This window comes from Streptomyces globisporus C-1027 (assembly GCF_000261345.2).
In the GTDB taxonomy this organism is placed as follows: Bacteria; Actinomycetota; Actinomycetes; order Streptomycetales; family Streptomycetaceae; genus Streptomyces; species Streptomyces pakalii.
This window is the reverse complement of sequence record NZ_CP013738.1, coordinates 445,414-468,347: the sequence shown is the minus strand read 5'-3', so window position 1 is coordinate 468,347 and position 22,934 is coordinate 445,414. Positions and strand designations below refer to the sequence as shown.

General features: G+C 73.0%; 21 protein-coding genes and 1 pseudogene. 8 read left to right on the top strand and 14 right to left on the bottom strand.

Features of this window, described 5'->3' with window-relative positions:
- Positions 1-80 precede the first annotated feature (80 nt).
- Entirely contained in the window at positions 81-1,136 is a 1,056-nt protein-coding gene (locus tag WQO_RS01880; protein WP_010061696.1) for a PRC and DUF2382 domain-containing protein, read from the bottom strand.
- Positions 1,137-1,418: 282 nt separating this feature from the next.
- Here WQO_RS01880 and WQO_RS01875 point away from each other — a divergent pair, with 282 nt between their 5' ends.
- Complete coding sequence (locus WQO_RS01875; protein WP_079055508.1) at positions 1,419-2,087, top strand: adenosylcobinamide amidohydrolase; 669 nt, start codon at positions 1,419-1,421, stop codon at positions 2,085-2,087.
- A gap of 26 nt (positions 2,088-2,113) precedes the next feature.
- On the opposite strand, the gene WQO_RS01870 is transcribed toward WQO_RS01875, so the two are convergent.
- The 8 genes from WQO_RS01870 to WQO_RS01835 all read right to left on the bottom strand — a co-directional run bounded on the left by WQO_RS01870 (position 2,114) and on the right by WQO_RS01835 (position 10,680).
- On the bottom strand, positions 2,114-3,367 hold the full coding sequence (locus WQO_RS01870) for a sulfite oxidase (protein WP_058953841.1): 1,254 nt from the start codon (positions 3,365-3,367) through the stop codon (positions 2,114-2,116).
- A gap of 16 nt (positions 3,368-3,383) precedes the next feature.
- A complete protein-coding gene (gene metX / locus WQO_RS01865) occupies positions 3,384-4,595 on the bottom strand; it encodes a homoserine O-acetyltransferase MetX (RefSeq protein WP_032748691.1) in 1,212 nt (403 codons plus the stop codon).
- Positions 4,592-5,953, bottom strand: coding sequence for a bifunctional o-acetylhomoserine/o-acetylserine sulfhydrylase (locus WQO_RS01860; RefSeq protein ID WP_010061691.1), 1,362 nt, complete (start codon positions 5,951-5,953; stop codon positions 4,592-4,594). The genes metX and WQO_RS01860 overlap by 4 nt, the downstream gene beginning before the upstream one ends.
- 179 nt (positions 5,954-6,132) lie before the next feature.
- A complete protein-coding gene (locus WQO_RS01855; RefSeq protein ID WP_010061690.1) occupies positions 6,133-6,687 on the bottom strand; it encodes a thioesterase family protein in 555 nt (184 codons plus the stop codon).
- Positions 6,684-7,691 (bottom strand): 3-hydroxyacyl-CoA dehydrogenase NAD-binding domain-containing protein, encoded by a 1,008-nt coding sequence (locus WQO_RS01850; protein WP_058953840.1) that lies wholly within the window; start codon positions 7,689-7,691, stop codon positions 6,684-6,686. Before WQO_RS01850 ends, WQO_RS01855 begins: the two co-directional genes overlap by 4 nt.
- Before the next feature lie 55 nt (positions 7,692-7,746).
- Entirely contained in the window at positions 7,747-8,640 is an 894-nt protein-coding gene (locus WQO_RS01845; protein WP_029182388.1) for a beta-keto acid cleavage family enzyme, read from the bottom strand.
- Between the two features lie 79 nt (positions 8,641-8,719).
- Positions 8,720-9,655 carry a TetR/AcrR family transcriptional regulator gene (locus tag WQO_RS01840; protein WP_058953839.1) on the bottom strand — a complete coding sequence of 312 codons (936 nt, stop codon included), beginning with the start codon at positions 9,653-9,655 and terminating at the stop codon, positions 8,720-8,722.
- 143 nt (positions 9,656-9,798) lie between these two features.
- A complete protein-coding gene (locus tag WQO_RS01835) occupies positions 9,799-10,680 on the bottom strand; it encodes an RNA polymerase sigma factor SigF (RefSeq protein ID WP_010061683.1) in 882 nt (293 codons plus the stop codon).
- A 542-nt stretch (positions 10,681-11,222) separates the two neighbouring features.
- Between WQO_RS01835 and WQO_RS01830 the strand changes: the two genes are divergently transcribed.
- From WQO_RS01830 to WQO_RS01805, 6 genes are all read left to right on the top strand, one after another.
- Entirely contained in the window at positions 11,223-11,966 is a 744-nt protein-coding gene (locus WQO_RS01830; protein ID WP_010061682.1) for a GNAT family N-acetyltransferase, read from the top strand.
- A gap of 187 nt (positions 11,967-12,153) precedes the next feature.
- Positions 12,154-13,323: a PP2C family protein-serine/threonine phosphatase gene (locus tag WQO_RS01825; protein WP_010061681.1), complete on the top strand. Its 1,170-nt coding sequence runs from the start codon at positions 12,154-12,156 to the stop codon at positions 13,321-13,323.
- Between the two features lie 79 nt (positions 13,324-13,402).
- Entirely contained in the window at positions 13,403-14,074 is a 672-nt protein-coding gene (locus WQO_RS01820) for a TetR family transcriptional regulator (protein WP_010061680.1), read from the top strand.
- Positions 14,071-14,895 (top strand): SDR family NAD(P)-dependent oxidoreductase, encoded by an 825-nt coding sequence (locus WQO_RS01815; RefSeq protein ID WP_010061678.1) that lies wholly within the window; start codon positions 14,071-14,073, stop codon positions 14,893-14,895. Before WQO_RS01820 ends, WQO_RS01815 begins: the two co-directional genes overlap by 4 nt.
- Before the next feature lie 97 nt (positions 14,896-14,992).
- On the top strand, positions 14,993-16,033 hold the full coding sequence (locus WQO_RS01810; protein WP_010061677.1) for an NAD(P)-dependent alcohol dehydrogenase: 1,041 nt from the start codon (positions 14,993-14,995) through the stop codon (positions 16,031-16,033).
- Between the two features lie 346 nt (positions 16,034-16,379).
- Positions 16,380-18,164: an ABC-F family ATP-binding cassette domain-containing protein gene (locus tag WQO_RS01805; RefSeq protein WP_010061676.1), complete on the top strand. Its 1,785-nt coding sequence runs from the start codon at positions 16,380-16,382 to the stop codon at positions 18,162-18,164.
- Here the strand turns inward: WQO_RS01805 and WQO_RS01800 are convergent.
- The 4 genes from WQO_RS01800 to dhaK all read right to left on the bottom strand — a co-directional run bounded on the left by WQO_RS01800 (position 18,128) and on the right by dhaK (position 20,766).
- Complete coding sequence (locus tag WQO_RS01800) at positions 18,128-18,637, bottom strand: NUDIX domain-containing protein (protein ID WP_010061675.1); 510 nt, start codon at positions 18,635-18,637, stop codon at positions 18,128-18,130. The two genes, WQO_RS01805 and WQO_RS01800, sit on opposite strands and share 37 nt — an antisense overlap.
- Before the next feature lie 68 nt (positions 18,638-18,705).
- The gene (locus WQO_RS01795; protein ID WP_010061674.1) at positions 18,706-19,116 is read right to left on the bottom strand and encodes a PTS-dependent dihydroxyacetone kinase phosphotransferase subunit DhaM; all 411 of its coding nucleotides are present in this window, start codon (positions 19,114-19,116) and stop codon (positions 18,706-18,708) included.
- Entirely contained in the window at positions 19,113-19,730 is a 618-nt protein-coding gene (gene dhaL, locus WQO_RS01790; protein ID WP_010061673.1) for a dihydroxyacetone kinase subunit DhaL, read from the bottom strand. The genes WQO_RS01795 and dhaL overlap by 4 nt, the downstream gene beginning before the upstream one ends.
- A 43-nt stretch (positions 19,731-19,773) precedes the next feature.
- Complete coding sequence (dhaK, locus tag WQO_RS01785; RefSeq protein WP_010061672.1) at positions 19,774-20,766, bottom strand: dihydroxyacetone kinase subunit DhaK; 993 nt, start codon at positions 20,764-20,766, stop codon at positions 19,774-19,776.
- Between the two features lie 368 nt (positions 20,767-21,134).
- On the opposite strand from dhaK, the pseudogene WQO_RS34635 reads away from it, so the two are divergent.
- Positions 21,135-21,730, top strand: a pseudogene (locus WQO_RS34635) (snapalysin family zinc-dependent metalloprotease); the annotation flags it as partial.
- 121 nt (positions 21,731-21,851) lie between these two features.
- Here the strand turns inward: WQO_RS34635 and WQO_RS01780 are convergent.
- Positions 21,852-22,841, bottom strand: a complete 990-nt coding sequence (locus WQO_RS01780; RefSeq protein ID WP_010061671.1) for an SDR family NAD(P)-dependent oxidoreductase — start codon at positions 22,839-22,841, stop codon at positions 21,852-21,854.
- Between the last annotated feature and the right edge of the window lie 93 nt (positions 22,842-22,934).

Here is a 22,934-nt window from a genome sequence, read left to right as displayed (position 1 = left end):
CCGGGCGGACTCGAAGCTACGAGCCCGCCCGGCGGCCGAGGACGTGGGAGCGGCCTTCCGGCCACCTGAGGTCGTGCGGGTCAGCGGCGTCGCCCCTGGCCGAACTCGCCACCGGCGTCCTTGCCGGTGCCCATGTCCTTGCCGTCCGCGTAGTCGATCTTCTCCTTGCGGATCTCGGCGGAGACTTCCTTCTGCTCGGTGACCCGGTTGGTCTCCAGTCGGACCCGCTCCACCGGCACGGCCTCCTTGCGTACGGTGGCGCGCTCCGCGTGCAGCGTGACCTCGACGTCCTGCTCGCCGAAGTCCGTGGTCCCGGTGGTCTTCTCGCCGGGCTGGAGCGGTTCACGGACCACTCGCACCTCTTCGTGGGAGACCGGCACCGTCCGGGTGACCTCCTCGGTCACCACGTACTTGTGCAGCCGTGCCTTGCCGCTCTCGTACTCCTCCTTGCCGACGTGCAGCTGCTCCTCGGAGCGGATCATCTCCTCCTTGCCGCTCATGTCGGCCGCCCGGGACGTGCCCGCACCCGCGCCCGCCAGCGGGCGTTCCGTGGTGGAGGCCTCCGTGTCGCGGTGCCTGCCCGTACCGCTGCCTGCTCCTGCCATGCCCGCAGCTCCTGTCGTTCCCGCGCCGGCCGTCCCGGCGCTCGTCCCGGCGGTGGTCGCCTTCCCGGTCGCCTTGGCGGTGGGGGGTGTTCCGGTACCCCGGGCCGCGCCCGCGGCGCCGGCGGCACCCGCCGCGCCCATCGCCCCGGTCCCGGCGACGGTCGGCGCGTCCATGCCGCCCGGCCGGTTGTCACCGAGGTTGCCGGACTTCCTGCTCAGGCCGTAGTGCCGGTACAGCTCCTCTTCCTCGGCCACGGAGAGGTGCGCGTCCGCGTCCACCCGGGGCGCGTCCTTGACGCTCTCCTTCGGATGGGCGACGTGCAGGTCGGAACCCACTCGACGGGCTCCGGCGAGCGGGACGAAGCTCTCCTTCATACCGAACATGCCGGTCTTGACCGTGACCCAGTCGGGCTTGCCGGTGTCGTCGTCGACGTACACCCGGCCCACACTGCCGACCTTCTCGCCGTCGTTGTCGTACACGGTCAGACCGTCGAGTTCTCCGGAATCCGTGAAACCGTCAGCGGCTCCCATAACCGATTCCTCCTCTCGGGCACGCCCTGTGGTTGGCTCCACCGGAGGTGGCGCGTCCGGATTCCATCGCGCCTCACCCGCTTGGACGCTGCAACCGCCCGCTCGCCCCGATCGTGGCTCCGGCAAGCCCGGTGCGGGGCCCCGGCCCCGTGCGGCGGTACCGGGCCGCTCCGGACGGCATTAGGCCAATCGGGTGAGCCGCCGGGGCTCGCATAGGATCGGCGGACCGCGGCGGCCGCAGGGCGGACCACCGCCGACCCGCCGAGCCACCAGGGGTGCGCCATCTCTTCCGTACGTCTCGGGCTGCCCGCGCAACGCGGCGAACTGCGCGACCGGCGCGAGGACGGGCACCACCTCCACCACCTCGTGTGGCGGCTGGGGCCGGGCGTGCGGGTGTGCAGCAGCGCGGTCCTCGGCGGGGGCATCGGCCCCCGGGACTGGATTCTCAACGCCCAGGTCCCCGGCGGCTACCCGCGCCTCGACCCGGACCGTCACCTCGCCGAGATCGCCGCGGCGGAAGGGCTCTCGGGCCCGGGCGCCGGGCTGATGACCGCCGCCGACGTCGCCGCGTACACGACCGCCCGGGACGGCGGCGTCACGGCGACCGTCACGGCGGGCCTCGGCGTACGGGGCTGGGCGGCGGCGCCCGACGACGACCGGGCGCCCGCGTTGCGGCCGGGCACGGTCAACATCGTCGTCACCCTGCCCGCCGCGCTCTCCGACGCCGCCCTCGTCAACGCCGTCGCCACCGCCACCGAGGCCAAGGTCCAGGCCCTCCTGGACGCCGGACTCGACTGCTCGGGCACCCCTACCGACGCCGTGTGCGTCGCCGCCCCCGAACCGGGGCCCGACGGCGGCGAACCCTTCGCCGGACCCCGCTCCACCTGGGGCGCGCGCATCGCCCGCGCCGTGCACAGCGCCGTACTGGCGGGAGCCCGCCCGGCCGTGTGACGGGCCGGGTCCACCACCGAAGGGGTTCAGGTCACCGTCACCGGGTGCCGCACCACCGCGTCGAACAGATAGCCCTGGGTGTTGTGCGCGGTGGCCACCGGCTGCCTGCGCCCCGAACGATCTGTCGCCCTCGCCAGCAGCACGGTGGACCCCCGCTCCCTCGGCACCCAGTCGGCCGTCCACCGCACCCAGCTCCCGGCCCGCGGCTCGTCCCGCAGCCGGGCCGCCCGCCAGCGCACACCCCCGTCGGTGCTGACCTCCACGGCCCGTACGGGCGCCCCGCCCGACCAGGAACGCCCGGTCAGCAGCGCACGCCGGTGGGCGGGGAAAGCGGCCCCCGGGGCCAGCTCGAAGGCGCTCTTCAGCGACTGCCGGGTCAGCGGCGGGCTGCCCTCCGGCGGATGCCCGGGGCCGAACAGCCGGTAGAGGCCCGTGTTCCACGGGGTGAGCAGCGGCTCGGCGCTCACCTCGATGTCGCCTACCCACTTGATGTTGGCGATGCCCACCCACGACGGCACGATCAGCCGGACCGGATGGCCGTGGTCGGGCGGCAGCGACTCGCCGTTCATCTCGTACGCGAGCAGGACGTCGTCCAGCGCCTTGGCCACCGGCAGCGGGCGGCGCACCCGGCCCAGGTTCACCCCGTCGGTGACCACCTCGGCGTCCAGCCCGCGCGGCAGCACGTCCACCGCGTGCCGCCGGATTCCGGCCCGGCGCAGGACGTCCGCCAGCCGCACCCCGCGCCAGCGCGCCGTGCCGATCGCCCCGAGCGTCCACGCGGTGCCGCTGACCGTCTGGCCCTGCTGCGAGGTGAAGTAGCTCCGGCCGTTGCCCGCGCACTCCACGAAAGCGGTACGGGCCACCTGCGGCAGGGCCAGCAGATCCCCGAACGTGAAGTCCACCGGCCCGCCCCGCAGCCCGTCGCCCCACACCGTCAGCTTCCAGTCCGCCCGGTCGATGCGCGGGGTGGCGGTGTGGTTGCGGACGAAGAACCGGTCGGCGGGGGTGAGCAGCCCGGTGCCGTGCAGGGCGTCGAAGTTCGTCTCCGCGTTGGTGCCGCGCAGCGTGAACAGCTCCGACGGCAGCGGCTTGACCACGCCGGGCAGCCCGTCGGCCGCGCGGGCGGGTGCGGCGACCGAGGCCAGCGGCACGGCGGCGGAGGCCGCCGCCACGAGTTTCAGCAGATCGCGGCGGTCGATCCCGGCCGAACGCGCCCGGCCGCGGGACCACTGCCGCATCCGTATCCGGTCGTAGACGTCCTCGGTCGTCACCGGGCTCATGAAAACTCCTCGTGGGTCAGCTCAGGGGTGATGTGGGGGTGGAGGAAGGGGCGTGGGCGGCACGAGGCTGCGGGAGCGGCGCCAGCAACTCCCGTACGAGCGCCCCCACCTGCTCCGTCTCGATGAGGAAGCCGTCGTGCCCGTACGGCGAGGCGATGGTGTGCGCGGCGCCCGCCCCCGGCAGCAGCGCGGCCAGGCGTTCCTGCTGTGCCAGGGGGTACAGCCGGTCCGAGTCGACGCCCGCGACCAGGGCGGGCAGCTCCGCGCGGGCCAGGGCGCGGGCGATCCCGCCCCGGCCCCGGCCGACATCGTGGCCGTTCATCGCCGCGGTGAGCGTCACATAGCTCCCGGCGTCGAAGCGGCGCACCAGCTTGTCCGCGTGGTGGTCGAGATAGGACTCCACCCGGTAGCGGCCGCCGTGCGCGGGCTCCTCCCCGGGCTGCGCCTCGCCGCCGAAGCGGGAGTCCAGTTCGGGTGCGCTCCGGTAGGTGATGTGGGCGATGCGGCGCGCCTGCCGGAGGCCCCGGTGCGGTCCCTCGCCCGGCGGCGCGCGGTGGTAGTCGCCGCCCCGCCACCCCGGGTCGGAGCGGATCGCGCCGATCTGCGCCGAACCCCAGGCGATCTGGTCGGCGGATGCGGCGGCCGGGGCGGCGAGCACGAGCAGCGAACCGGTGCGCTCGGGCCTGCTCACCGCCCATTCCAGGGCCCGCATGCCGCCCATCGACCCGCCGATGACGGCCGCCCACCGGTCGATGCCCAGCACATCGGCGAAGGCCGCCTCCGCCGTCACCTGGTCCCGCACGCTCAGATACGGGAACAGGGACCCCCACGGAGTGCCGTCGGGCCCGGGGGAGGAGGGGCCGGTACTGCCCTGGCAGCCGCCGAGGACGTTGGGTGCGACGACGAACCAGCGGTCGGTGTCGAGCGCCCGGCCCGGACCGACCAGCGCGTCCCACCAGCCGGGCGTCGGATGCCCCGGACCGGCGGGACCGGCCACATGGCTGTCGCCCGTCAGCGCGTGCAGCACCAGCACGGCGTTGGACCCGTCCGCGGCCCGCCGCCCCCAGGTCTCGTACGCCAGGCGCACCCCCGGCAGCCTGATCCCGGACTCCAGGGGCAGCGGGTCCTCGATCGCCGCCCAGCGGCGACGACCGGGCGGATCCCCCTCCCGCCGGCCACCGGAGGCCGGCGGGAGGGGGAGTGCGCGGTGCGGGTCCTTCCGGTTCAGGACGCCGCCTTCGCCGCCCGGAAACCCGCCTCCAGGTCGGCCTTGAGGTCGTCGACGTTCTCCAGCCCCACCGACAGCCGGACAAGACCGGGTGTGGCGCCGGTGGCGATCAGCTGCTCCTCGGTGAGCTGGCTGTGCGTGGTGGAGGCCGGGTGGATGATCAGGCTGCGGACGTCACCGATGTTGGCGAGGTGGCTGAAGAGCTCGACCGCGTCCACGAACCGCCGGCCCGCGTCGGCCCCGCCCTTCAGCTCGAAGGCCAGCACGGCCCCGGCCCCGCGCGGCAGATAGCGCTGCCCGGCCTCGTACCAGCGGTTCGACTCCAGGCCCGCGTAGTGCACGGCCGCCACCTCGTCGCGCCGCTCCAGCCAGCGGGCGAGCTCCAGCGCGTTGGAGGTGTGCCGCTCCAGCCGCAGGCTCAGCGTCTCGATGCCCTGGAGCAGCAGGAACGCCGAGTGCGGCGAGAGCGCGGGCCCCAGATCGCGCAGCAGCTGCACCCGGAGCTTCACCGCGAACGCGCTCGGGCCGAGGTCCGGCCAGTAGCGCAGCCCGTGATAGCTGGGGTCGGGCTCGTGGAACTCGGGGAAACGCCCGGCGTGCGCCCCGAAGTCGAACGTACCGGCGTCCACGACCACGCCGCCGATCGTCGTGCCGTGCCCGCCGAGGAACTTGGTCGCGGAGTGGACCACGATGTCCGCACCGTGCTCGATCGGCCGGAGCAGATAGGGCGTGGGCACGGTGTTGTCGACGATGAGCGGCACCCCGGCCTCGTGCGCGGTGTCCGCGACGGCCCGGACGTCCAGCACGTCGCCGCGCGGATTGCCGAGCGTTTCGGCGAAGAACGCCTTCGTGTTGGGCCGGACCGCCGCCCTCCACGCCGCCGGGTCCTCCGGGTCCTCGACGAACGTCACCTCGACGCCGAAGCGGGGAAGCGTGTGGCGGAAGAGGTTGTAGGTGCCGCCGTAGAGGGACGAGGAGGAGACGACGTGGTCGCCCGCCCCGGCCAGGGTCAGGAGCGCCAGCGTCTCCGCCGCCTGGCCCGAGGCCAGCGCGACGGCCGCGATCCCGCCTTCCAGCGCGGCGACGCGCTGCTCCAGGACGTCCTGGGTGGGGTTGTGGATGCGGGTGTAGATGTTGCCCGGCTCGGCCAGCGAGAACAGGTCGGCGGCGTGCTTCGTGTCGCGGAAGACGAAGGACGTGGACTGGTAGATCGGCACCGCGCGGGCGCCGGTCGTCGGGTCCGGGGCCGCGCCGGAGTGGATCTGCTTGGTCTCGAACGACCAGGCGGCGCCGGGATCCTGCCGGTCCTGGTCCTCGGGGGTGTGGCCTGCGGTGACGGAGTCGAGGGGCTGGCTCATGTGGTTCCTCGCACGGGGCGGTGACGGGCTGAATACGGACCGTAGGACGCACTCCGCACCCTCGGAAGCGTGTCGCCCGCTTGGCCACGAACCCGCAACGGCCCGTCATGGCCCGCAATACGGCGGCAACGCGCATGCCATGCCCCGGCCGTGGGGCGGGGCGTGGCATGCGCGCGCGTTCAGCGGACCGCCGGGATCTCGGCGATCGAACGGCCCGCCCACGCGGGCGCGGGCTCGACGAGCGAGGCCAGCCGTTCCCGTACGGTGTCCGGGAACGGGGCGGTGCGGCCCGCCCGTTGGTCCACATGGAGCGCCAGCAGTTCGGTCGTCGCCACCGGGACGGCCTCCGGCTCCGGTACGTCGTCGGGGGCGCCGACCACGTACAGCTCGTGGCAGAAGCGCGCCTTCTTCGCGTCCACGCCCAACAGCCGGGTACGGACGGCGAGATGGGATCCCGCGGCCACCTCGCGGAGATAGCGCACATGCGCCTCGGCGGTGTAGAGCGAGCAGCCGGTGCTCTCCCGGTAGCCGGCGTGCAGACCGGTCTCGATCATCATCGCGTCGGTGGCGTACCCGAAGACCAGGACGTAGAACGCCTCGCTCATATGGCCGTTGTAGTCGATCCACTCGGGCCGTACGGTCCGGTGGAACAGGGGGAGCGAGATGTCGTCGTCGGCGGCCGCGGCGGTCTGCTCGGTCACGGCGGTCTCCGCGTGCGTGGGCTGCTCGCTCATCGGGTCGCCTCCTCGGCGGAACGGGGCAGGCGGCCTGTCGCCCGCAGGATGTCGATGACGCCCCGGTCGCGTGTCGCGACCAGGTCCGCGATGCTCCGGCCGTCCGCGGCCTCGTCGCAGCCGGCCACCACCGCCTCGTACAGGGCCCGGTCGAGCTCGGGTGCTTCGAGCCGGGTCCAGGGCGACTTCAGCGACGGGCCGAAGTGGTCGAGCATGTGGGCCATCCCGCCCTCGCCGCCCGCGAGCGCGAACGTGAGCATCGGCCCCATCACGGCCCAGCGGAGTCCCGGTCCCTCGGTGATCGACGCGTCGATCTCCGCCACCGTCGCCTCACCGTTGGCGACCATGTGCAGCGCCTCGCGCCACAGGGCCTCCTGGAGCCGGTTGGCTATGAAGCCGGGCACCTCGCGGTCCATGGTGATCACGGACTTGCCCGCGACCTCGTAGAAGCGCGAGGCCCACTCCACCGCTGCGGGATCGGTCCGTTCACCGCCGACGACCTCGACCAGGGGGATGAGGTAGGGCGGGTTGAAGGGGTGTCCGACGACGAGCCGCCCGGGGTCGGCGGCCTCGGTCTGCATGTCCGTCATCGGGTAGCCGGAGGTCGACGAGGCGATCACCGTACCCGCCGGTGCGGCGGCCTCCAGCCGGGCCAGCAGATCGCGCTTGAGGTCCAGCTTCTCGGGGGCGCTCTCCTGGACGAACTGGGCGCCGGCCAGGGCCTCTTCGAGCGTCCCGGTGACGGTCAGCCGGTCCTGCGACGCCCCGTCGGCCAGGCCGAGCTGTTCCAGCGCCGGCCAGGCCGCGGCGATGAGCCGGCGCAGCCGGACGGCCGCGTCGGGGGCCGGGTCCCAGGCGATGACGTCGTAACCGCGGGCGAGGAAGTGGGCGGCCCAGCCGCCGCCGATCACCCCGGCCCCGACGCACGCCACACGGCGTACGTCCTCCGGGGCGCAGGGGGCGGGGGGACCGGGGGGCGGGGTGGGGGAGGGGATGACGGTCACGGGCGACACTCCGGAAAGACGGTGAGGGGGGAGGGGAGTCGGTAGAACGGGGGAATCAGGCGCGCGGGCGCAGGCCGAGCGTCTCGCGGGCCTCGTCGGGCGTGGCGACCCGGGAGCCCAGGGACTCGGTGATCCGCACGGCGCGCTCGACCAGCTGCCCGTTGGTGGCCTTGACGCCCTTGCCCAGATAGAGGTTGTCCTCCAGACCGACCCGGACGTGTCCGCCGAGCAGGATGGACTGGGCGACCCAGGGCATCTGCATGCGGCCGAGCGCGAAGCTCGCCCACTGGGCGCCCCGGGGAAGCATGTTGACCATCGACTGGAGGACGCCCGGATCGGCGGGCGCGCCCCACGGGATGCCCATGCAGAGCTGGAAGACCGTGGGATCGTCGAGCAGTCCTTCGGCGAGGAGTTGCTTGGCGAACCACAGCTGCCCGGTGTCGAAGATCTCCAGTTCGGGCCTGACGCCGAGTTCCTGGATGCGCTTCGCACCGGTGCGCAGCATGTCGGGGGTGGAGACGTAGAGGTTGCTGCCGTCGCCGAAGTTGAGCGAACCGCAGTCGAGGGTGCAGATGTCCGGCAGCAGATCCTCCACGTGCGGCAGCCGGTCGAGCCCGCTGACCAGGTCGGTGCCCGGGAGCTGACGGAGCGGTGCCTCCGGGTCGATGACCAGGTCCCCGCCCATTCCGGCGGTCAGGTTGATGACGACGTCGGTGCCGGTCTCCCGGATCCGCTCGACGACCTCCCGGTAGAGCCGGGGATCGCGGGAGGGGGCGCCGGTCTCCGGCTCGCGGACGTGGATGTGGACCACGGCCGCGCCGGCCCCGGCGGCCTCGACGGCGGAGGCGGCGATCTGCTCGGGCGTCACCGGGACATGGGGGCTGCGGCCGACGGTGTCGCCGGCTCCGGTGAGGGCGCAGGTGATGATGACGTCTTGGTTCACGGGCATGCGGAAACATCTCCTCCGGGGGAGCTGGCAGGGCTGGGGAGCTGAGGGTTGTGGGGGTCTGCTTGTCGTCGTACGGGGGTCAGTCGGCCGTGGGGGCTGTCAGGCAGGCGTCCACATGGGCGATCAGCGTGTCGTGCATGGCCTGCGCACCGGTGCCCGGGACTCCGTCGTCCTGGCCGTCCGTTTCGGTTGCCAGGACCTGGGAGGCCAGTCCGTCGATCAGAGCGGTGAGGGCGAGGGCTGCGCCGTCCGCGTCGACCGGGCGGAACACGCCCTGCTCGACGCCGCGCCGGATCACGCCGGCGACCGTTCCCCGCCACTGGCGGTAGTACTCCACGTGGAGCCTCCCGATAGTGGTGGACCGGGCGGCCTCGGCCCACAGGTCGAGCCAGACGCACCATTGCCGCCGTTGCCGCTCGGTGCGAGGCGTCTGGAGTTCGATCAGCAGGCGCAGTTCGTCCCCGGCGTGCCGCGTACCGGCCGTGGCGTCGGCGCGGCGACGGGTGTCCTCGTCCATGCACCAGCGGACCGCGGCTTCGAGCAGTTCGTCACGGCCGGGAAAGTGGTAGTGGATGGCCGCCGTGCTGGTGTGGCAGGCCGCGGCGATGTCCGCGACCCGGACGGCATGGAAGCCGCGCTCGGCGATGAGCCGGACGGTTTCGCGCACGATCTGCAGGGGTCTGCCGCCCTCCGGCGAGGGCACCGGCGGGCGAGGGGCCGACGGAGAACGTACGGGCGACGCCGTCCGGGCCGCACCGGCCGCCGTACGGCCCGCCGCGTCCGTGTCCGCGCCGGCTGCCGCACCGGCCGTCGAGCCGAGCAGCCAGCCGACGTCGACGGCGCCGATGTCCGCGATCCGGGCCAGTTCGGCGGCGGTGAAACGGCGGGTGCCGTTCAGGGACCGGGACAGCTTCGACGGATCGATGACGATCCGCCGCGCGAACTCGCGCGCGCTCACACCCGCCGCGTCGATCACCTGCCGGACCCGTGCGGCCACCTCGTCCTGCTGCTGCATGGTCAGCCACCGTAACGACGTGTTGAGAAAACCTCAACATGAGCGGGGTGCGAACCATGAAAGAGGAGGGGTGTTGCGGTTCTGACTGATGCATCAGTCAGAACCGCAACACCCCTCCTGCCCGCTGTTCGCCCCGGCGGCGGTCACTCCTGGACGAGCATCCCGCTCCGCAGCTTGCCCAGCATCCGGCTCAGCAGCCGGGACACGTGCATCTGCGATATCCCGAGCTCCGCGCCGATCTGCGCCTGGGTCATCTCCTGGCCGAAGCGCATGTCGATGATCCGGCGCTCCCGCTCGTCCAGTTCGTCCAGCAGGGGCGCGAGGGCGTGGAGATTCTCCACGGCCTCCATGGCGGGGTCCGGATCTCCCAGCACGTCGGCGAAGGTCCGCCCGGCGGTCTGGCCGGGTCCGGCCTCCGAAGTGTCGGTCGGCATGTCCAGGGAGCCCGCCGTATAGCCGTTGGAGGCGACGATCCCCTCCGTGACCTCGGACTCCTCGATCCCCAGGTACTCCGCCAGCTCCTTCGCCGTGGGGTCCCGGTCGAGGACGCCGGCCAGGGACTCCTTCGCCTTGGCGAGATCGACCCGCAGCTCCTGGAGGCGTCGCGGCACGTGCACGGCCCAGCTCGTGTCACGGAAGAACCGCTTGATCTCCCCGACGATGTACGGCACCGCGAACGATGTGAACTCGACCTCCCGGGAGAGGTCGAAGCGGTCGATCGCCTTGATCAGCCCGATGGTGCCGACCTGGATGATGTCCTCCATGTCGCCGCTGCCCCGGTTGCGGAAGCGGTTGGCGGCGAAGCGGACGAGGGACAGGTTCATCTCGATGAGGGTGTTGCGCGCGTACTGGTACTCGTGCGTGCCCTCCTCCAGGACCTGGAGGCGGTCGAAGAAGAGACGCGAGAGCCGACGCGCGTCCAGCGGGGCGATCTTCCCGGCATCCTCGATCCACGGAAGCTCCTCGGTGGTGCCCGTCCGCTCCGCGCCGGCGGTCTGCGCGGTCTGTGCGGTGTGCACGGTCATGTCGCTTCACGCTCCCTGGTTCCTGGTTCGTCAGCCCTGAGGTCTGTTCGCCTTCCCGGCGGTGCGGCTCTCATGCGTCGCGGATGGAGTTGATCTGGCCACACGGATCGAGTTGGCCGGAAACAGGCCCGGTTCGGTCCTGAGGAACCGTCACGCCCTGCTGCCCGAGGGGCGCGAGTGACGGGTGCGCGTGGCGGACCGCATCTGAGGGGCGTGAGCGTGGAGGTACGAAGAACCGCCCCACCGGTACGGGGGAGCCCGGTGGGGCGGTCGCCACCAGAGTGCCACAGGCGGAGGGCCGTTGGGACCGCACCGGCACGTATTGGCCTAGGGATGGGTTGATTTCGCCGCTCGTCCGCGTGCGGGCACGCCCCGCGACGCCCCCGCACGCCTCCCGATGATTGCGGCGCCATGAACAGATGTGCTTCGCGGAATACCCGCCGTATCCGCTGGCCTTTCCTCCGGCGGGGCGCGCTGCTCCGCACGCCGGAGGCCCGCCGCCGAGGAAAGCGCACGTTGCACGGAACGAGACCGAGGAGACCATGACCCAGAACGACACCCGGCCCCGGACCGATGCCCCTGCCCGGCTCCACCCGCTGGACAACCCCGCCCGGTCCTCCCTCACCGGTCCGCACGCCCACGTCGCCGAGAGCCGTGGGCGGGTCCTGCGCTATCCCGTCGACGTCTCCCCCTGGATCGCGCTCCCCGACGCCCCGGACGCCCAGGACTGGGCCGATCTCGCGGCGCTCGCCGGGCCGGGCGGCTCCGTCGCCCTGGCCGCGCTCCAGGCGCCGCCACCGCGGGACTGGGAGATCGTCTTCCGGGGCGCCGGCGTCCAGCTGGTCGACGCGGCGGTGGACGCCGCACCCGACCCGGAGGCGGTTCCGCTCGGCCCGCAGGACGTGCCGGAGATGCTGGACCTGGTGGCGCGCACCCGCCCCGGCCCGTTCCTGCCGCGCACGGTCGAGCTGGGCACGTATCTCGGCATCCGGCGGGGCGGCGCCCTGGTGGCGATGGCGGGGGAGCGGCTGCACCCGCCCGGCTGGACCGAGATCAGCGGCGTCTGCACGGACGAGTCCGTACGGGGGCAGGGGCTGGCGAGCCGGCTGGTCCTGGCGGTCGCACACGGGATCCGGGAGCGCGGCGAGACGCCGTTCCTGCATGCGTCCGCCTCCAACACCGGCGCCATCCGGCTCTACGAGTCCCTCGGCTTCCGGCTCCGCCGGCGTACGGAATTCCTTTCCGCCCTCGTCCCCGCCACGTTCCCCTCGGCCCACGGGACCTGAGGCACCCCGGCCCGGGACCGAGGTCCCGGGCCGGAAGTCCCGAACGGGACCTTCGGCACCCCCTCGGGGTCCTATGGCCTCCTGTGCGCGGGCCCGCCTCCCGCTCAACTGGAAGGGACCGGCCGAAACTGCGGGCGGCGCCGAGGCACCACCGGGAGGACAGGCCGTGCCCATGAGGTTGCTGGACATGGCACAGAAGCCACAGAAGCCGAAGAGGCGGAGCGACGTACGGCACCGGGACGGTGCCGTACAGAGCCCGGACGCGAGCATCACGGCGGTGTCCCAGGGCCGCATCGGCAACTGGGCGCTGCTCGGCGGGCTGACGCTGCTGACCCTGCTGGTCGTCTTCCTCGACGCCAGCACGGGCAACGACCTGCGGGTCGTGCCCCTGCTCGTGGTCGTCCCGGCCCTGGCCTCCGTCTACTGCAGCCTCCGCCAGACCATCTGGGTCGCGGTGTGGATCACCACGATCGTCGTCGGCTTCCGGGCCGGCGCGGACGGCACCTTCTGGGACTTCGTCTTCGGCATCGGCTTCGCCGTACTGGCCTGCGCCCTCGGGGTCGCCGCCTGCGCGGCGCGTATCCGGCATGCCACCGAGATGGCGCGGCTGCGGTCCGCAGCCGTCACCCTGCAGCGCCAGATCCTGCGGCCGCTGCCCGTCGTGACCGACCACGTCTTCGCGTACGGGCTCTACGAGCCGATCGAGGAGGACCGCTTCGTCGGCGGAGACATCTACGAGGTCGTCGAGTCGCCGTACGGGACCCGGGTGATCATCGGGGACGTCCAGGGCAAGGGGCTCGCGGCCATCGGCGCCGGATTCGCGGCCATCGCCGCGTTCCGTGAGGCGGCCATCCGTGAACCCACGCTGACCGGAGTGGTCCAGGCGCTGGAGGACGCGGTCGTCCGGCACAACGAGTTCTCCGCCCAGACCGGCGAGGCCGAACGCTTCGTGACCGCGCTCCTGCTCGGGTTCGACGAGGGCGGCCGGGTGGAGGCCGTGAACTGCGGCCATCTGGCGCCGCGCCTGCTGCACGACGGCCGGACCTCGGCCGTCACGCTCCACCGGACCTCCGTCCCCCTCGGCCTCGCCGCACTCAGCCGGGAGGCCCGTACGGCCGAGTCCTTCGACTTCCCGCAGGGCGCGACGCTGCTCGTCGTCACCGACGGGGTGACCGAGGCCCGTGACGCCACCGGCGCCTTCTACCCGCTGGACGAGCGGGTCGTGGCCTGGGCCGGGCACGATCCGCGCGAGCTGCTCGACGCGCTCCACGGCGACCTGGAGGAGTTCTCGGGCGGCATCCGGCGCGACGACGTCGCCGCGCTGGCGCTGCACCGCGCCCCCGCAGCCGCCCACTGACACGTCCCCTGACACGTCCCTCTGATGTCCCCACGAGACGAATGTCGCGTGGGGACATTTTCAGGTGTACGGTACATGTATGAATCCGGAACGGAAGATCCCGGAGCGGCGCAGCCGTAAGGCGCGCCGCACCCGCGACACCCTGGCGCAGGCCGCATTCGAGCTCGTGCTCGACCGGGGGCTGCGGAACGTGACGGTCGAGGAGATCGCGGAAGCCGCGGACGTCGACCGCCGTACGTTCAGCCGGTACTTCCCGAGCAAGGAGGCCGCCGCCCTCGACTCCCTGCGGGGCGACGGCGACCGCATCAACGAGGCCCTGCGCGCCCGCCCGGCCCCGGAACCCCCGCTCCTCGCCTACCGGCGGGCCGTCCTCGACTGGCTCGCCGACCCGGAGGCGGAGGCCTGGCACCGCCGTCCCCGGATCTTCGAGCTGCTGGTGGTCGCCGAGGAGGAGCCGACGCTCTACGCCGTCTTCCACCACATCCGGGTGGACGCCCAACAGGACTCGATCGCCATCGTCGCGGACCGGATCGGCGTCGATCCCCGGCAGGACATCCGGCCCGCCGTGACCGTCGCCGCCGGAGCGGGCGCGCTGCTCGCGGCCCAGGCCGCCTGGGTGCGAGGGGGCCGTCCGGACGCCCTGCCCGAACGGGTCGCCGAGGCCTTCGACGCACTGGCGGAGACAGCCGGAGAAGCAGCAGAAGCAACAGAAGCAACAGAAGCAGCATCGGAAACAGAGGCATCCTCATGAGCACCGAACACAGCTCCATCCCCGCGAACGCGACCGCGAACACGGGCACGCACACGAACGCGGCCGCGTCCGCGGCCGAGTTCGCGGGCCGCACGGCCCTCGTCACCGGCGGCGCCTCGGGCATCGGCCTCGCCCTGGCCCGGCGGCTTGCCGCCGGCGGCGCGGCGGTCGTCGTCGCCGACTACGACGAGGAGAACGCGCGCAAGGCCGCCGCCGAGCTGGAGAGCACCGGAGCCAGGGCCGCCGCCGTCGCGATGGACGTCACCGACCCGGCCTCCGTGGAGGCGGCAGTGCGGTTCGCGGTGGACACCTTCGGCGCCCTCCACCTGGCCGTGAACAACGCCGGTATCGCGGGCCCCAGCAGCCCCACCGGTGAGTATCCGGTCGAGGACTGGAACCGCGTCGTCGCCACCAACCTCAGCGGCGTCTTCCACTCGATGCGCTACGAACTGCCCGCCATCGTCGCGGCGGGCGGCGGCGCGATCGTCAACATGTCCTCCATCCTCGGCACCAACGGCTTCGCGGGCTCGCCCGCCTACGTCGCGGCCAAGCACGGCGTCGTCGGCCTCACCAAGACCGCGGCGCTCGAATACGCCGCGAGGAACGTCCGGATCAACGCGGTCGGCCCCGGCTTCATCGACACCCCGCTCCTGAGGAACGCCGACCCGGCGGCCCGCGAGCACCTGATCTCCCTCCACCCGGCCGGACGCCTCGGGACCGCCGAGGAGGTCGCCGAACTCGCCGCCTTCCTCCTCTCCGACAAGGCCTCCTTCATCCACGGCAGCTACCACCTGGTGGACGGCGGCTACTCCGCCCCGTGACCGAGGCCCCGAGTGGCGGGCGGGGAGCACGAGGGCGACAAAGGAACAGGGGGGGCGGCGAGGACAAACAAGAAGCAAGGAAGAAGCGAGGAGATCCATGAAAGCCGTTCAGTACCGAGCCGTCGGCGCCGCCCCCGAGGTGGTCACGGTCCCGGATCCCGAGCCCGGCCCCGGCCAGGTCCTGCTGAAGGTCACCGCCGCCGGCGTCTGCCACTCCGACATCGCCGTGATGAGCTGGCCCACCGACCAGATCCCTTTCCCCCTGCCGCTCACCCTGGGCCACGAGGGCGTCGGCACGGTCGCCGCCCTCGGTGACGGCGTCGACGGCTTCGCGGTCGGCGACTCCGTCGCGGTGTACGGCCCCTGGGGCTGCGGCACCTGTGTGAACTGCGCCGAGGGCAAGGAGAACTACTGCCTGCGCGCCAAGGAGCTCGGCATCATGCCGCCCGGCCTCGGCGCCCCGGGCGCGATGGCCGAGTACATGATCGTCGACGACCCCCGCCACCTCGTCCCGATCGGCGACCTCGACCCCGTGAAGACGGTGCCCCTCACCGACGCCGGACTCACCCCGTACCACGCGATCGTGCGCTCCCTGGCGAAGCTCGTGCCCGGTTCCACCGCTGTTGTCATCGGCACCGGCGGTCTCGGCCACGTCGCGATCCAGCTGCTGCGCGCCATGACGGCCGCCCGGGTGATCGCCCTCGACGTCACCGAGGACAAGCTCGCCCTGGCGAGGACCGTCGGTGCGCACGAAGCGGTCCTCTCCGACGAGAAGGCGGCCGCCCGCGTCAGGGAACTGACCGGCGGCCTCGGCGCCCACGTGGTCCTCGACTTCGTCGGAGCGCCGCCCACCGTGCAGACCGCCGGGGCCGTCGCCCGCGTGGACGGCGACGTCACCATCGTGGGCATCGGCGGCGGCGCGCTCCCGGTCGGCTTCGGAACGCTCCCGTACGGGACGAACGTCTGCGCTCCCTACTGGGGCTCGCGCAAGGAACTGGCCGAGGTCCTCGACCTGGCCCACGCCGGAGCGGTGGACGTCCACGTGGAGACGTACTCCCTCGACGAGGCCCCGCTGGCGTACGAGCGCCTCCACAACGGCAGGGTCAACGGCAGAGCCGTCATCCTGCCCAACGGCTGACCTCCCGCCGTCGCCGGTCCCCGCCCCGCCCCCGGGGCGGGGCGGGGCGGCCGGAAAATCCCGTCGCGGGGTGGCCGCCCGCCGCTAGACTGGCCGACATGGGTTCGTACCGCTTCTACTTCTTCCGCTGATTCCCGGCCCGGACGGCCGCGGCGCGCCGCACCGCGTGTCCTTCTGAGACGCCCCGGTGCCCAGGTCTCCATGACGCGTGACGATGTCCCGGTCATGGTGACGTCGATGTCACCCCGCGCCCGCCGCCGTCCCTCCGCCGTCCGGCATCCACGCCCCGCCCCCGCCGCGCTTCGGCGCGCGCCGCCGCGGGCCGTCACCCAGGGAAAAGGCACCCATGCACCCCCAGCGCGACCGCGCTCAACTGGCCATGAAGGACGTCTCCAAGGCGTACGGGGACCGCTCCGTACTCGACCAGGTGACCCTCACCGTCCGGCCCGGTGAGAAGACCGCCGTCATCGGCGAGAACGGCTCCGGAAAGTCCACCCTGCTCCGCCTGCTGGCCGGGGCCGAAGCCCCGGACACCGGTGAGATCACCGTCCGGTTCCCCGGCTCCACCGGCTACCTCGCCCAGACGCTCGACCTCGACCCGGCCGACACCGTGCAGGACGCCGTCGACGCGGCCCTCGCCGACCTGCGCGGCCTCGAACACCGGATCCGCGAGGCGGAGGCGGGCCTCTCGGAGCGGAAGCCCGGCGACCCGGGGCCGACCGACGCGGAACTCGCCGCGTACGGGGACCTCCTCACCGCCTACGAGGACCGCGACGGCTACCGGGCGGACGCCCGTACCGAAGCGGCCCTGCACGGCCTCGGCCTCGCCCATCTCACCCGCGACCGCCCGCTCGGCACCCTGTCCGGTGGCGAGCAGTCCCGGCTCGCCCTCGCCTGCGTGCTGGCCGCCGCCCCCGAACTGCTGCTGCTCGACGAGCCGACCAACCACCTCGACGCCCGTGCCGTCGGCTGGCTGGAGGACCACCTGCGCGCCCACCGGGGGACCGTCGTGGCGATCACCCACGACCGGGCGTTCCTGGAGCGGGTCACCTCGGTGATCCTGGAGGTCGACCGGGACCTGCGTACGGTCACCCGGTACGGGGACGGCTGGGACGGCTACCGCACCGCCAAGGCCGCTGCCCGCCGCCGCTGGGCCCAGGAGCACGAGGAGTACCTCGCGGACCTGGCCCGCACCGAGGAACTGGTCGAGGCGGCGGGTGCGCGGCTCGCGGCCACCGGGGGCGACCCGAAGCAGGGCTTCGGCAAGCACCGCCGTTCCAGCGAGGCCAAGCTGTCCGGCCGGGTCAGGGCGGCCCGGACCCGACTGGACGCCCTACGCAGGTCTCCCGTGCCGCCCCCGCCCCGCCCGCTCGCCTTCACGGGCCGCCCGTCGGTCGCCGGGGAGACGGGCGGAGCGGGCCACGCCGCAACCACAGCCGCGAGCGGACCCGCAAGCCGTACCGCCGGGACCACCGGCACGACAGGTGGCCCCGCGAGCCGGGCGAGGCCCCTCGTGGAGCTGGACTCCGTCTCCGTCGGGGACCGGCTTCACCTCCCTTCCCTGCACGTCACCTCGGGAGCCCGGCTCCTGGTGACCGGTGAGAACGGGGCCGGGAAGACCACCCTGCTGCGGGTCCTCGCGGGCGACCTGACCCCCGACACGGGAACGGTCACCCGCCACGCCCGCATCGGCTACCTCCCGCAGGAACTGCCCGCGCGCCCGACCCGGCGCACCCTGCTCGCCACCTTCGCGGCGGGCCGGCCCGGCTTCCCCGACGAGTACGCCGACGACCTCCTGGCCCTGGGCCTGTTCCGCCCCGAGGACCTCGACGTGCCCGTCGCGTCCCTCTCCGTCGGCCAGCAACGCAGGCTGGCCCTGGCGCGTCTGGTGACCCGGCCGGCCGATCTGCTGGTGCTGGACGAGCCGACGAACCACATCGCGCTGAGCCTGGTCGAGGAGCTGGAGCAGGCCCTCGACCAGTACCGGGGCGCGGTCGTCGTCGTCTCGCACGACCGCAGCTTCCGGGCCCGCTTCACCGGCGACGTCCTGGAACTGCGGTCGGGCCGCCAGGTGGGCAAGGTACCGGCCCCGGCCTACGCCTCGGGGGAGGTGGCCGCCCCGCGCACCTGAGCGCGCAGCCGGTCGACGAACACCCGCTGACCGGCGATCAGCCGCTCGGCGGCCTGCTCCGGCGTGCACCAGGCGAACCGGTCCATCTCCGGGAACTCCTGCTGCACGCCGGACCCGCGCGGCCACTCCATCGTGAACGTCCCGGGCACGAGGGACGCGAGGTCCAGCTCGGCCTCCAGGGCCCACACGGTCACCGTCTTACCGCTGCGCTGCCGCGCCTCGCCCAGCGCGATCCACTCACCCGGCGGGACGGGCACCCCCAGCTCCTCCGCGAACTCGCGGCGGGCGGCCGCCTCCGCACCTTCCTCCGCCCCGTACTCGCCTTTCGGCACCGACCACGCGGCCGCCTCCCGCCCCGCCCAGAACGGGCCGCCCATATGCCCGATCAGCACCTCGACATCCCGCTCGCCCACGTCCTCGTCCTCCGTGACCCGGAAGAGAAGGAGCCCCGCACTGCGCCTGCCTGTCGACATGTCGTCAAGTCTGGGGCGACGGAGTGCGGGGCGCCACGCGGGGGCGTTCAGCCCGGGGGCTGGACCCTCTACGTCTTGCGGTAGCCGTACGCCTCCGAGGCAGCCGCCTCCACGGCCGCGAGGTCACCACCGGCCGAGGCCGTCACCACGGCGGCCACCGCGCCCTCGACGAACGGCGCGTCCACGAGCCGGGTGTTCTCGGGCAGCTCGTCGCCCTCGGCGAGCATGGACTTCACCGTGAGGACCGCGCTCCCCAGGTCGACCAGGACCGCGACGCCGGCGCCCCGGTCCACCGAGGCGGCGGCCCGCCCGATCAGCTCCGCGCTCGTCCCGAGCCCACCGTTGGGCAGCCCGCCGGCCGGGGCGACCGGCGCGGTCACCCCTCCGGCGGCAAGCCCCCGGGCCAGCTCGGCGACCGACTCGGCGACCGGACCGCTGTGGGAGACCAGCACGATGCCCACCTGCTGCTCGTCGCTCACGCGTCCACTCCGCCCGTCGCCGCCGCCGTTGCCGCGAGCGCCTCGACCAGCAGCGCGGCCGAAGTCGCGCCCGGGTCCTGATGCCCGATGCTGCGCTCGCCGAGATAGCTGGCCCGGCCCTTGCGCGCCTGCATCGGCACCGTCGCCACGGCACCCGCACGGGCCGCCTCGGCGGCGCCGTCGAACGAGGTGGCGAGGGCCTCCGCCGCGGGCAGCAGCGCGTCGAGCATCGTCTTGTCCCCGGCCTGGGCCCCGCCCAGTTGCCCCACCGCGGCCACCCCCGCCGCGAACGCCTGGGCGAACTGCGTCTGCGTCACCTCGTCGTCGTCGCCGAGCGCCTTGCCCGTACGGCGCAGCAGCGTCCCGTACAGCGGGCCCGAAGCCCCGCCGACGGTGGAGATGAGCTGCCGTCCCGCCAGGGTGAGCACCGCACCGGGAGTGGCGGGGGCGTCCTTCTCCAGCACCTCCGTCACCGCCGTGAAACCGCGCTGGAGGTTGCTGCCGTGATCGGCGTCCCCGATCGCCGAGTCCAGCTGGGTCAGATCGTCCGCCTCACGCTCCACGGACGCCGCGGCAGCGGTCATCCAGCGGCGGAAGAAGTCGGTGTCGAGCACATGATCTCCTGTTCCTCTACCGGTCCCGGGCCCCGTCGGCGGTTCAGCAGCCCCAGCGGAGCGCAGCCGTCCGCACGGGTGCGTCCCACAGGCGCAGCAGTTCCTCGTCGACCTGGCACAGCGTCACCGAGCAGCCTGCCATGTCGAGCGACGTCACGTAGTTCCCCACGAGCGTACGAGCAACCGGGACCCCTCGCTGGGACAGCACACGATGGACCTCGGCATGGAAGCCGTACAGCTCCAGCAGGGGTGTCGCCCCCATGCCGTTCACCAGCGCCAGCACCGGGCCGGTGGGGCGCAGGTCCTCCAGGATCGCGTTCACGGCGAAGTCGGCGATCTCCCCGGACGTCATCATGGGGCGCCGCTCACGCCCCGGCTCACCGTGGATGCCGATGCCCAACTCCAGCTCGCCGGCGGGCAGGTCGAAGGTGGGGCTGCCCTTGGCCGGTGTGGTGACGGCGCCGAGCGCCACCCCGAAGCTGCGCGAGGCCCCGTTCACCTGCCGCGCGACCGCGGCCACCCGGTCCAGCGGAGCGCCCTCGTCCGCCAGCGCCCCGGCGATCTTCTCCACGAACAGCGTCGCTCCCGTGCCGCGCCGCCCGGCGGTGAACGTACTGTCGCTCACGGCCACGTCGTCGTCCACCACCACCTGGGCGACCTGAACCCCCTCGTCCTCGGCGAGCTCGGCGGCCATCTCGAAGTTCAGCACGTCACCCGTGTAGTTCTTGACGACGAACAGCACTCCGGCCCCACTGTCGACGGCCGCGGCCGCACGCACCATCTGGTCCGGCACGGGGGAGGTGAACACCTCCCCGGGACAGGCGGCCGACAGCATCCCGGGCCCGACGAACCCGGCGTGCAGCGGCTCATGCCCGGAACCGCCCCCGGAGACGAGCCCCACCTTCCCCGCCACGGGCGCGTCCCGCCGGGCGACGACCCGGTTCTCCACATCGACGGTGAGCTCGGGATGCGCGGCCGCGATACCCCGCAGAGCATCGGCGACCACGGTCTCGGGAACGTTGATGAGCATTTTCATGCCGGTCTCCTGGTGTGCGTGGCAGAGGGCTTCGTGACCTGCGTTTTTGCAGGTCGGCAAGAGTGTGGCCAGTTGTGGGTCTTGGCGGTCCGTGGCGGCTTGCTGCGCCGTGTGGCGGTACTGATGCTGACTGCTTGCTGAGTTTCCTGGCCGGTCGTCACCTTGCGGGTGGGTGCATTTTGATCTTGAGGGGAGGCTCCCGGGTGCTCCAACGTGATGATGCCAACGTGGCGTGGCCGATGCCACCGCAAAGGCGGCCTGCAAGCGTCGGAGCTTGAGGCAGTCGGCTTGGACCCAGGAGGAGGTGGGTGATCGTGGGCTCCAGCGTGGCGTGGGCGATGCCACCGCGAAGATAGGAGAAATCCCCCATGAAACACGTCTCCACCGCCACCGCCACCGCCCGCGCCCTGGCCGGCCTCGGCCTTGTCGCCGCATTAGGCGCGGCTCCCGCGGCCTTCGCCGCTCCTGCTCCGGCCCCTCCACCTCCGTCGGCTTCGCCGCGTACAACGGGTCGGGCGAGAACGCCGCCGCGAACCAGGCGTTCTTCGACGCCGTGATGAAGTCGGTCGCTGAGAAGCGGGCCGCCAACCCGGGGGCTCAGGCCGTCACCTACAGCGCCGCCTCCGCACTCAGATAGCCAACAGCACCCGCATCTGGAACAGCTCGGTCTCCAACGTCCGGCTCCAGGAAGGCTCCAGAGCCGACTTCACCTACCGTGGGGGCAATGACGCGCGGTTCGTACGCCTCGATCAGACGGACACGGCTAGGGCTTCATCTTTCTGGACTACCGGCAGAACCAGCAGTGCAATTCGACCCGCGTCACCACACACGAGACCGGGCACGTGCTGGGTCTGCCGGACACCTACTCCCGTCCTGCACCAATGCGCAGCCGGACGCCAGAGAGCGGGCCCGCGTGAACCAGCTCTGGCAGAACGGCCTTCGCAGCCGCGCTCGCCGGGCCCGCCTCCTGACCAGCCAGGCCGGCACGCCGACCGACGCGATCTGCCTGCTTCACCTGCACGAGCGGGGGCCGTTCCGGGCGCGGAGCGGCCCAGCGCTTTACCCATCGGCCGACGGAGGCCCGCCTAAGAGCTGGTGCGCGGCCCAGGCTTGTGCTGATTGGCCCGGCGCACCACCCGGTCGTTGCGCGCGCTGCCCCAGGCCCGGACGAGCTTCGCGATCGGGTTGCGCGGCTCCCCGGCCTCGGCGCCCTGGCGCAGGGCGCCCGGATCCGACGCGGACGGCAGGAGCCGGGCGGCGACGCCGCTGAGCCGGGTCGTCAGGCCGGGCGCCACGCCGTGCGCGAGCTGGGCCGCCTTGGCGGGCGCGGTGAGTACCAGCCGGGTACGCCGCTGGATGACCGCGTCGACGATCCTGCGGGCGGCCCGCTCGGCGTCCATCGACAGCAGCGGGGCGCCCGCCGCAGTGCTGAACCAGCCGAACTCGGCAGCCGTGTCTCCGCCGAACTCGGCCTGCCGGTGCGATCCGGTCCGCATCAGTCCCGGGTGAACGGCGGTGACGCTCACGCCGGAGGCGGCCGCCTCGGCGTGCAGCCCCTCGGCGAGCGCCCCGATCGCGGCCTTGGCGCACGAGTAGGGCAGCAGATGCGGCACGCCGAGGAGACCGCCGACCGACCCGATGAGGCCGAGACGGCCCCGGGTCTCCTTCAGGTACGGCAGCGCTTCCAGCGAGGTGTGCAGAGCGCCGTAGAACATGGTGTCCATGGCGTCACCGAACTCCGCCGCCCCCACCGCCTCGAGGGGCGCGACCTGGATGACCCCGGCGTTGGCGATGACGAGGTCAAGGCCGTCACGCTGATGGACCTCGCGCACCAGGGCACGTACGGCGTCCCGGTCGCGTACGTCGCACACGGCGGTACGCACGGTCGCCCCGGTGCCCTCCCTCAGCTGCGTCGCCGCTCGCTCCAGTTCGCCGGCATCCCGGGCGGCGATGGTCACGATGCACCCACGCTCCGCCAGCTGCCGGGCCATGAACAGCCCGAGGCCCCGGGAGCCGCCGGTGACCAGAGCCCCTGGGCCCTTGGTCCGATGCGGAAGGCGGCTGCGATTGGTCATCTCATGGCCCTTCTGCGGGTGCGCTCGGCGGGTGGCGGGCCGACGCCGAGGAGCGGATGTGCCCCGAGTGCCCACACCCCGCCGCCTGTAACG

Bases quoted from the DNA above. Each gene is read 5' to 3' on its own strand.
- WQO_RS01880 (WP_010061696.1), bottom strand. From the start codon at position 1,136: ATGGGAGCCGCTGACGGTTTCACGGATTCCGGAGAACTCGACGGTCTG.
- WQO_RS01870 (WP_058953841.1), bottom strand. From the start codon at position 3,367: ATGAGCCCGGTGACGACCGAGGACGTCTACGACCGGATACGGATGCGG.
- WQO_RS01860 (WP_010061691.1), bottom strand. From the start codon at position 5,953: ATGAGCCAGCCCCTCGACTCCGTCACCGCAGGCCACACCCCCGAGGAC.
- WQO_RS01855 (WP_010061690.1), bottom strand. From the start codon at position 6,687: ATGAGCGAGCAGCCCACGCACGCGGAGACCGCCGTGACCGAGCAGACC.
- WQO_RS01845 (WP_029182388.1), bottom strand. From the start codon at position 8,640: ATGCCCGTGAACCAAGACGTCATCATCACCTGCGCCCTCACCGGAGCC.
- WQO_RS01840 (WP_058953839.1), bottom strand. From the start codon at position 9,655: ATGCAGCAGCAGGACGAGGTGGCCGCACGGGTCCGGCAGGTGATCGAC.
- WQO_RS01835 (WP_010061683.1), bottom strand. From the start codon at position 10,680: ATGACCGTGCACACCGCACAGACCGCGCAGACCGCCGGCGCGGAGCGG.
- WQO_RS01830 (WP_010061682.1), top strand. From the start codon at position 11,223: ATGACCCAGAACGACACCCGGCCCCGGACCGATGCCCCTGCCCGGCTC.
- WQO_RS01825 (WP_010061681.1), top strand. From the start codon at position 12,154: ATGGCACAGAAGCCACAGAAGCCGAAGAGGCGGAGCGACGTACGGCAC.
- WQO_RS01820 (WP_010061680.1), top strand. From the start codon at position 13,403: ATGAATCCGGAACGGAAGATCCCGGAGCGGCGCAGCCGTAAGGCGCGC.
- WQO_RS01815 (WP_010061678.1), top strand. From the start codon at position 14,071: ATGAGCACCGAACACAGCTCCATCCCCGCGAACGCGACCGCGAACACG.
- WQO_RS01810 (WP_010061677.1), top strand. From the start codon at position 14,993: ATGAAAGCCGTTCAGTACCGAGCCGTCGGCGCCGCCCCCGAGGTGGTC.
- WQO_RS01805 (WP_010061676.1), top strand. From the start codon at position 16,380: ATGCACCCCCAGCGCGACCGCGCTCAACTGGCCATGAAGGACGTCTCC.
- WQO_RS01800 (WP_010061675.1), bottom strand. From the start codon at position 18,637: ATGTCGACAGGCAGGCGCAGTGCGGGGCTCCTTCTCTTCCGGGTCACG.
- dhaK (WP_010061672.1), bottom strand. From the start codon at position 20,766: ATGAAAATGCTCATCAACGTTCCCGAGACCGTGGTCGCCGATGCTCTG.
- WQO_RS01780 (WP_010061671.1), bottom strand. From the start codon at position 22,841: ATGACCAATCGCAGCCGCCTTCCGCATCGGACCAAGGGCCCAGGGGCT.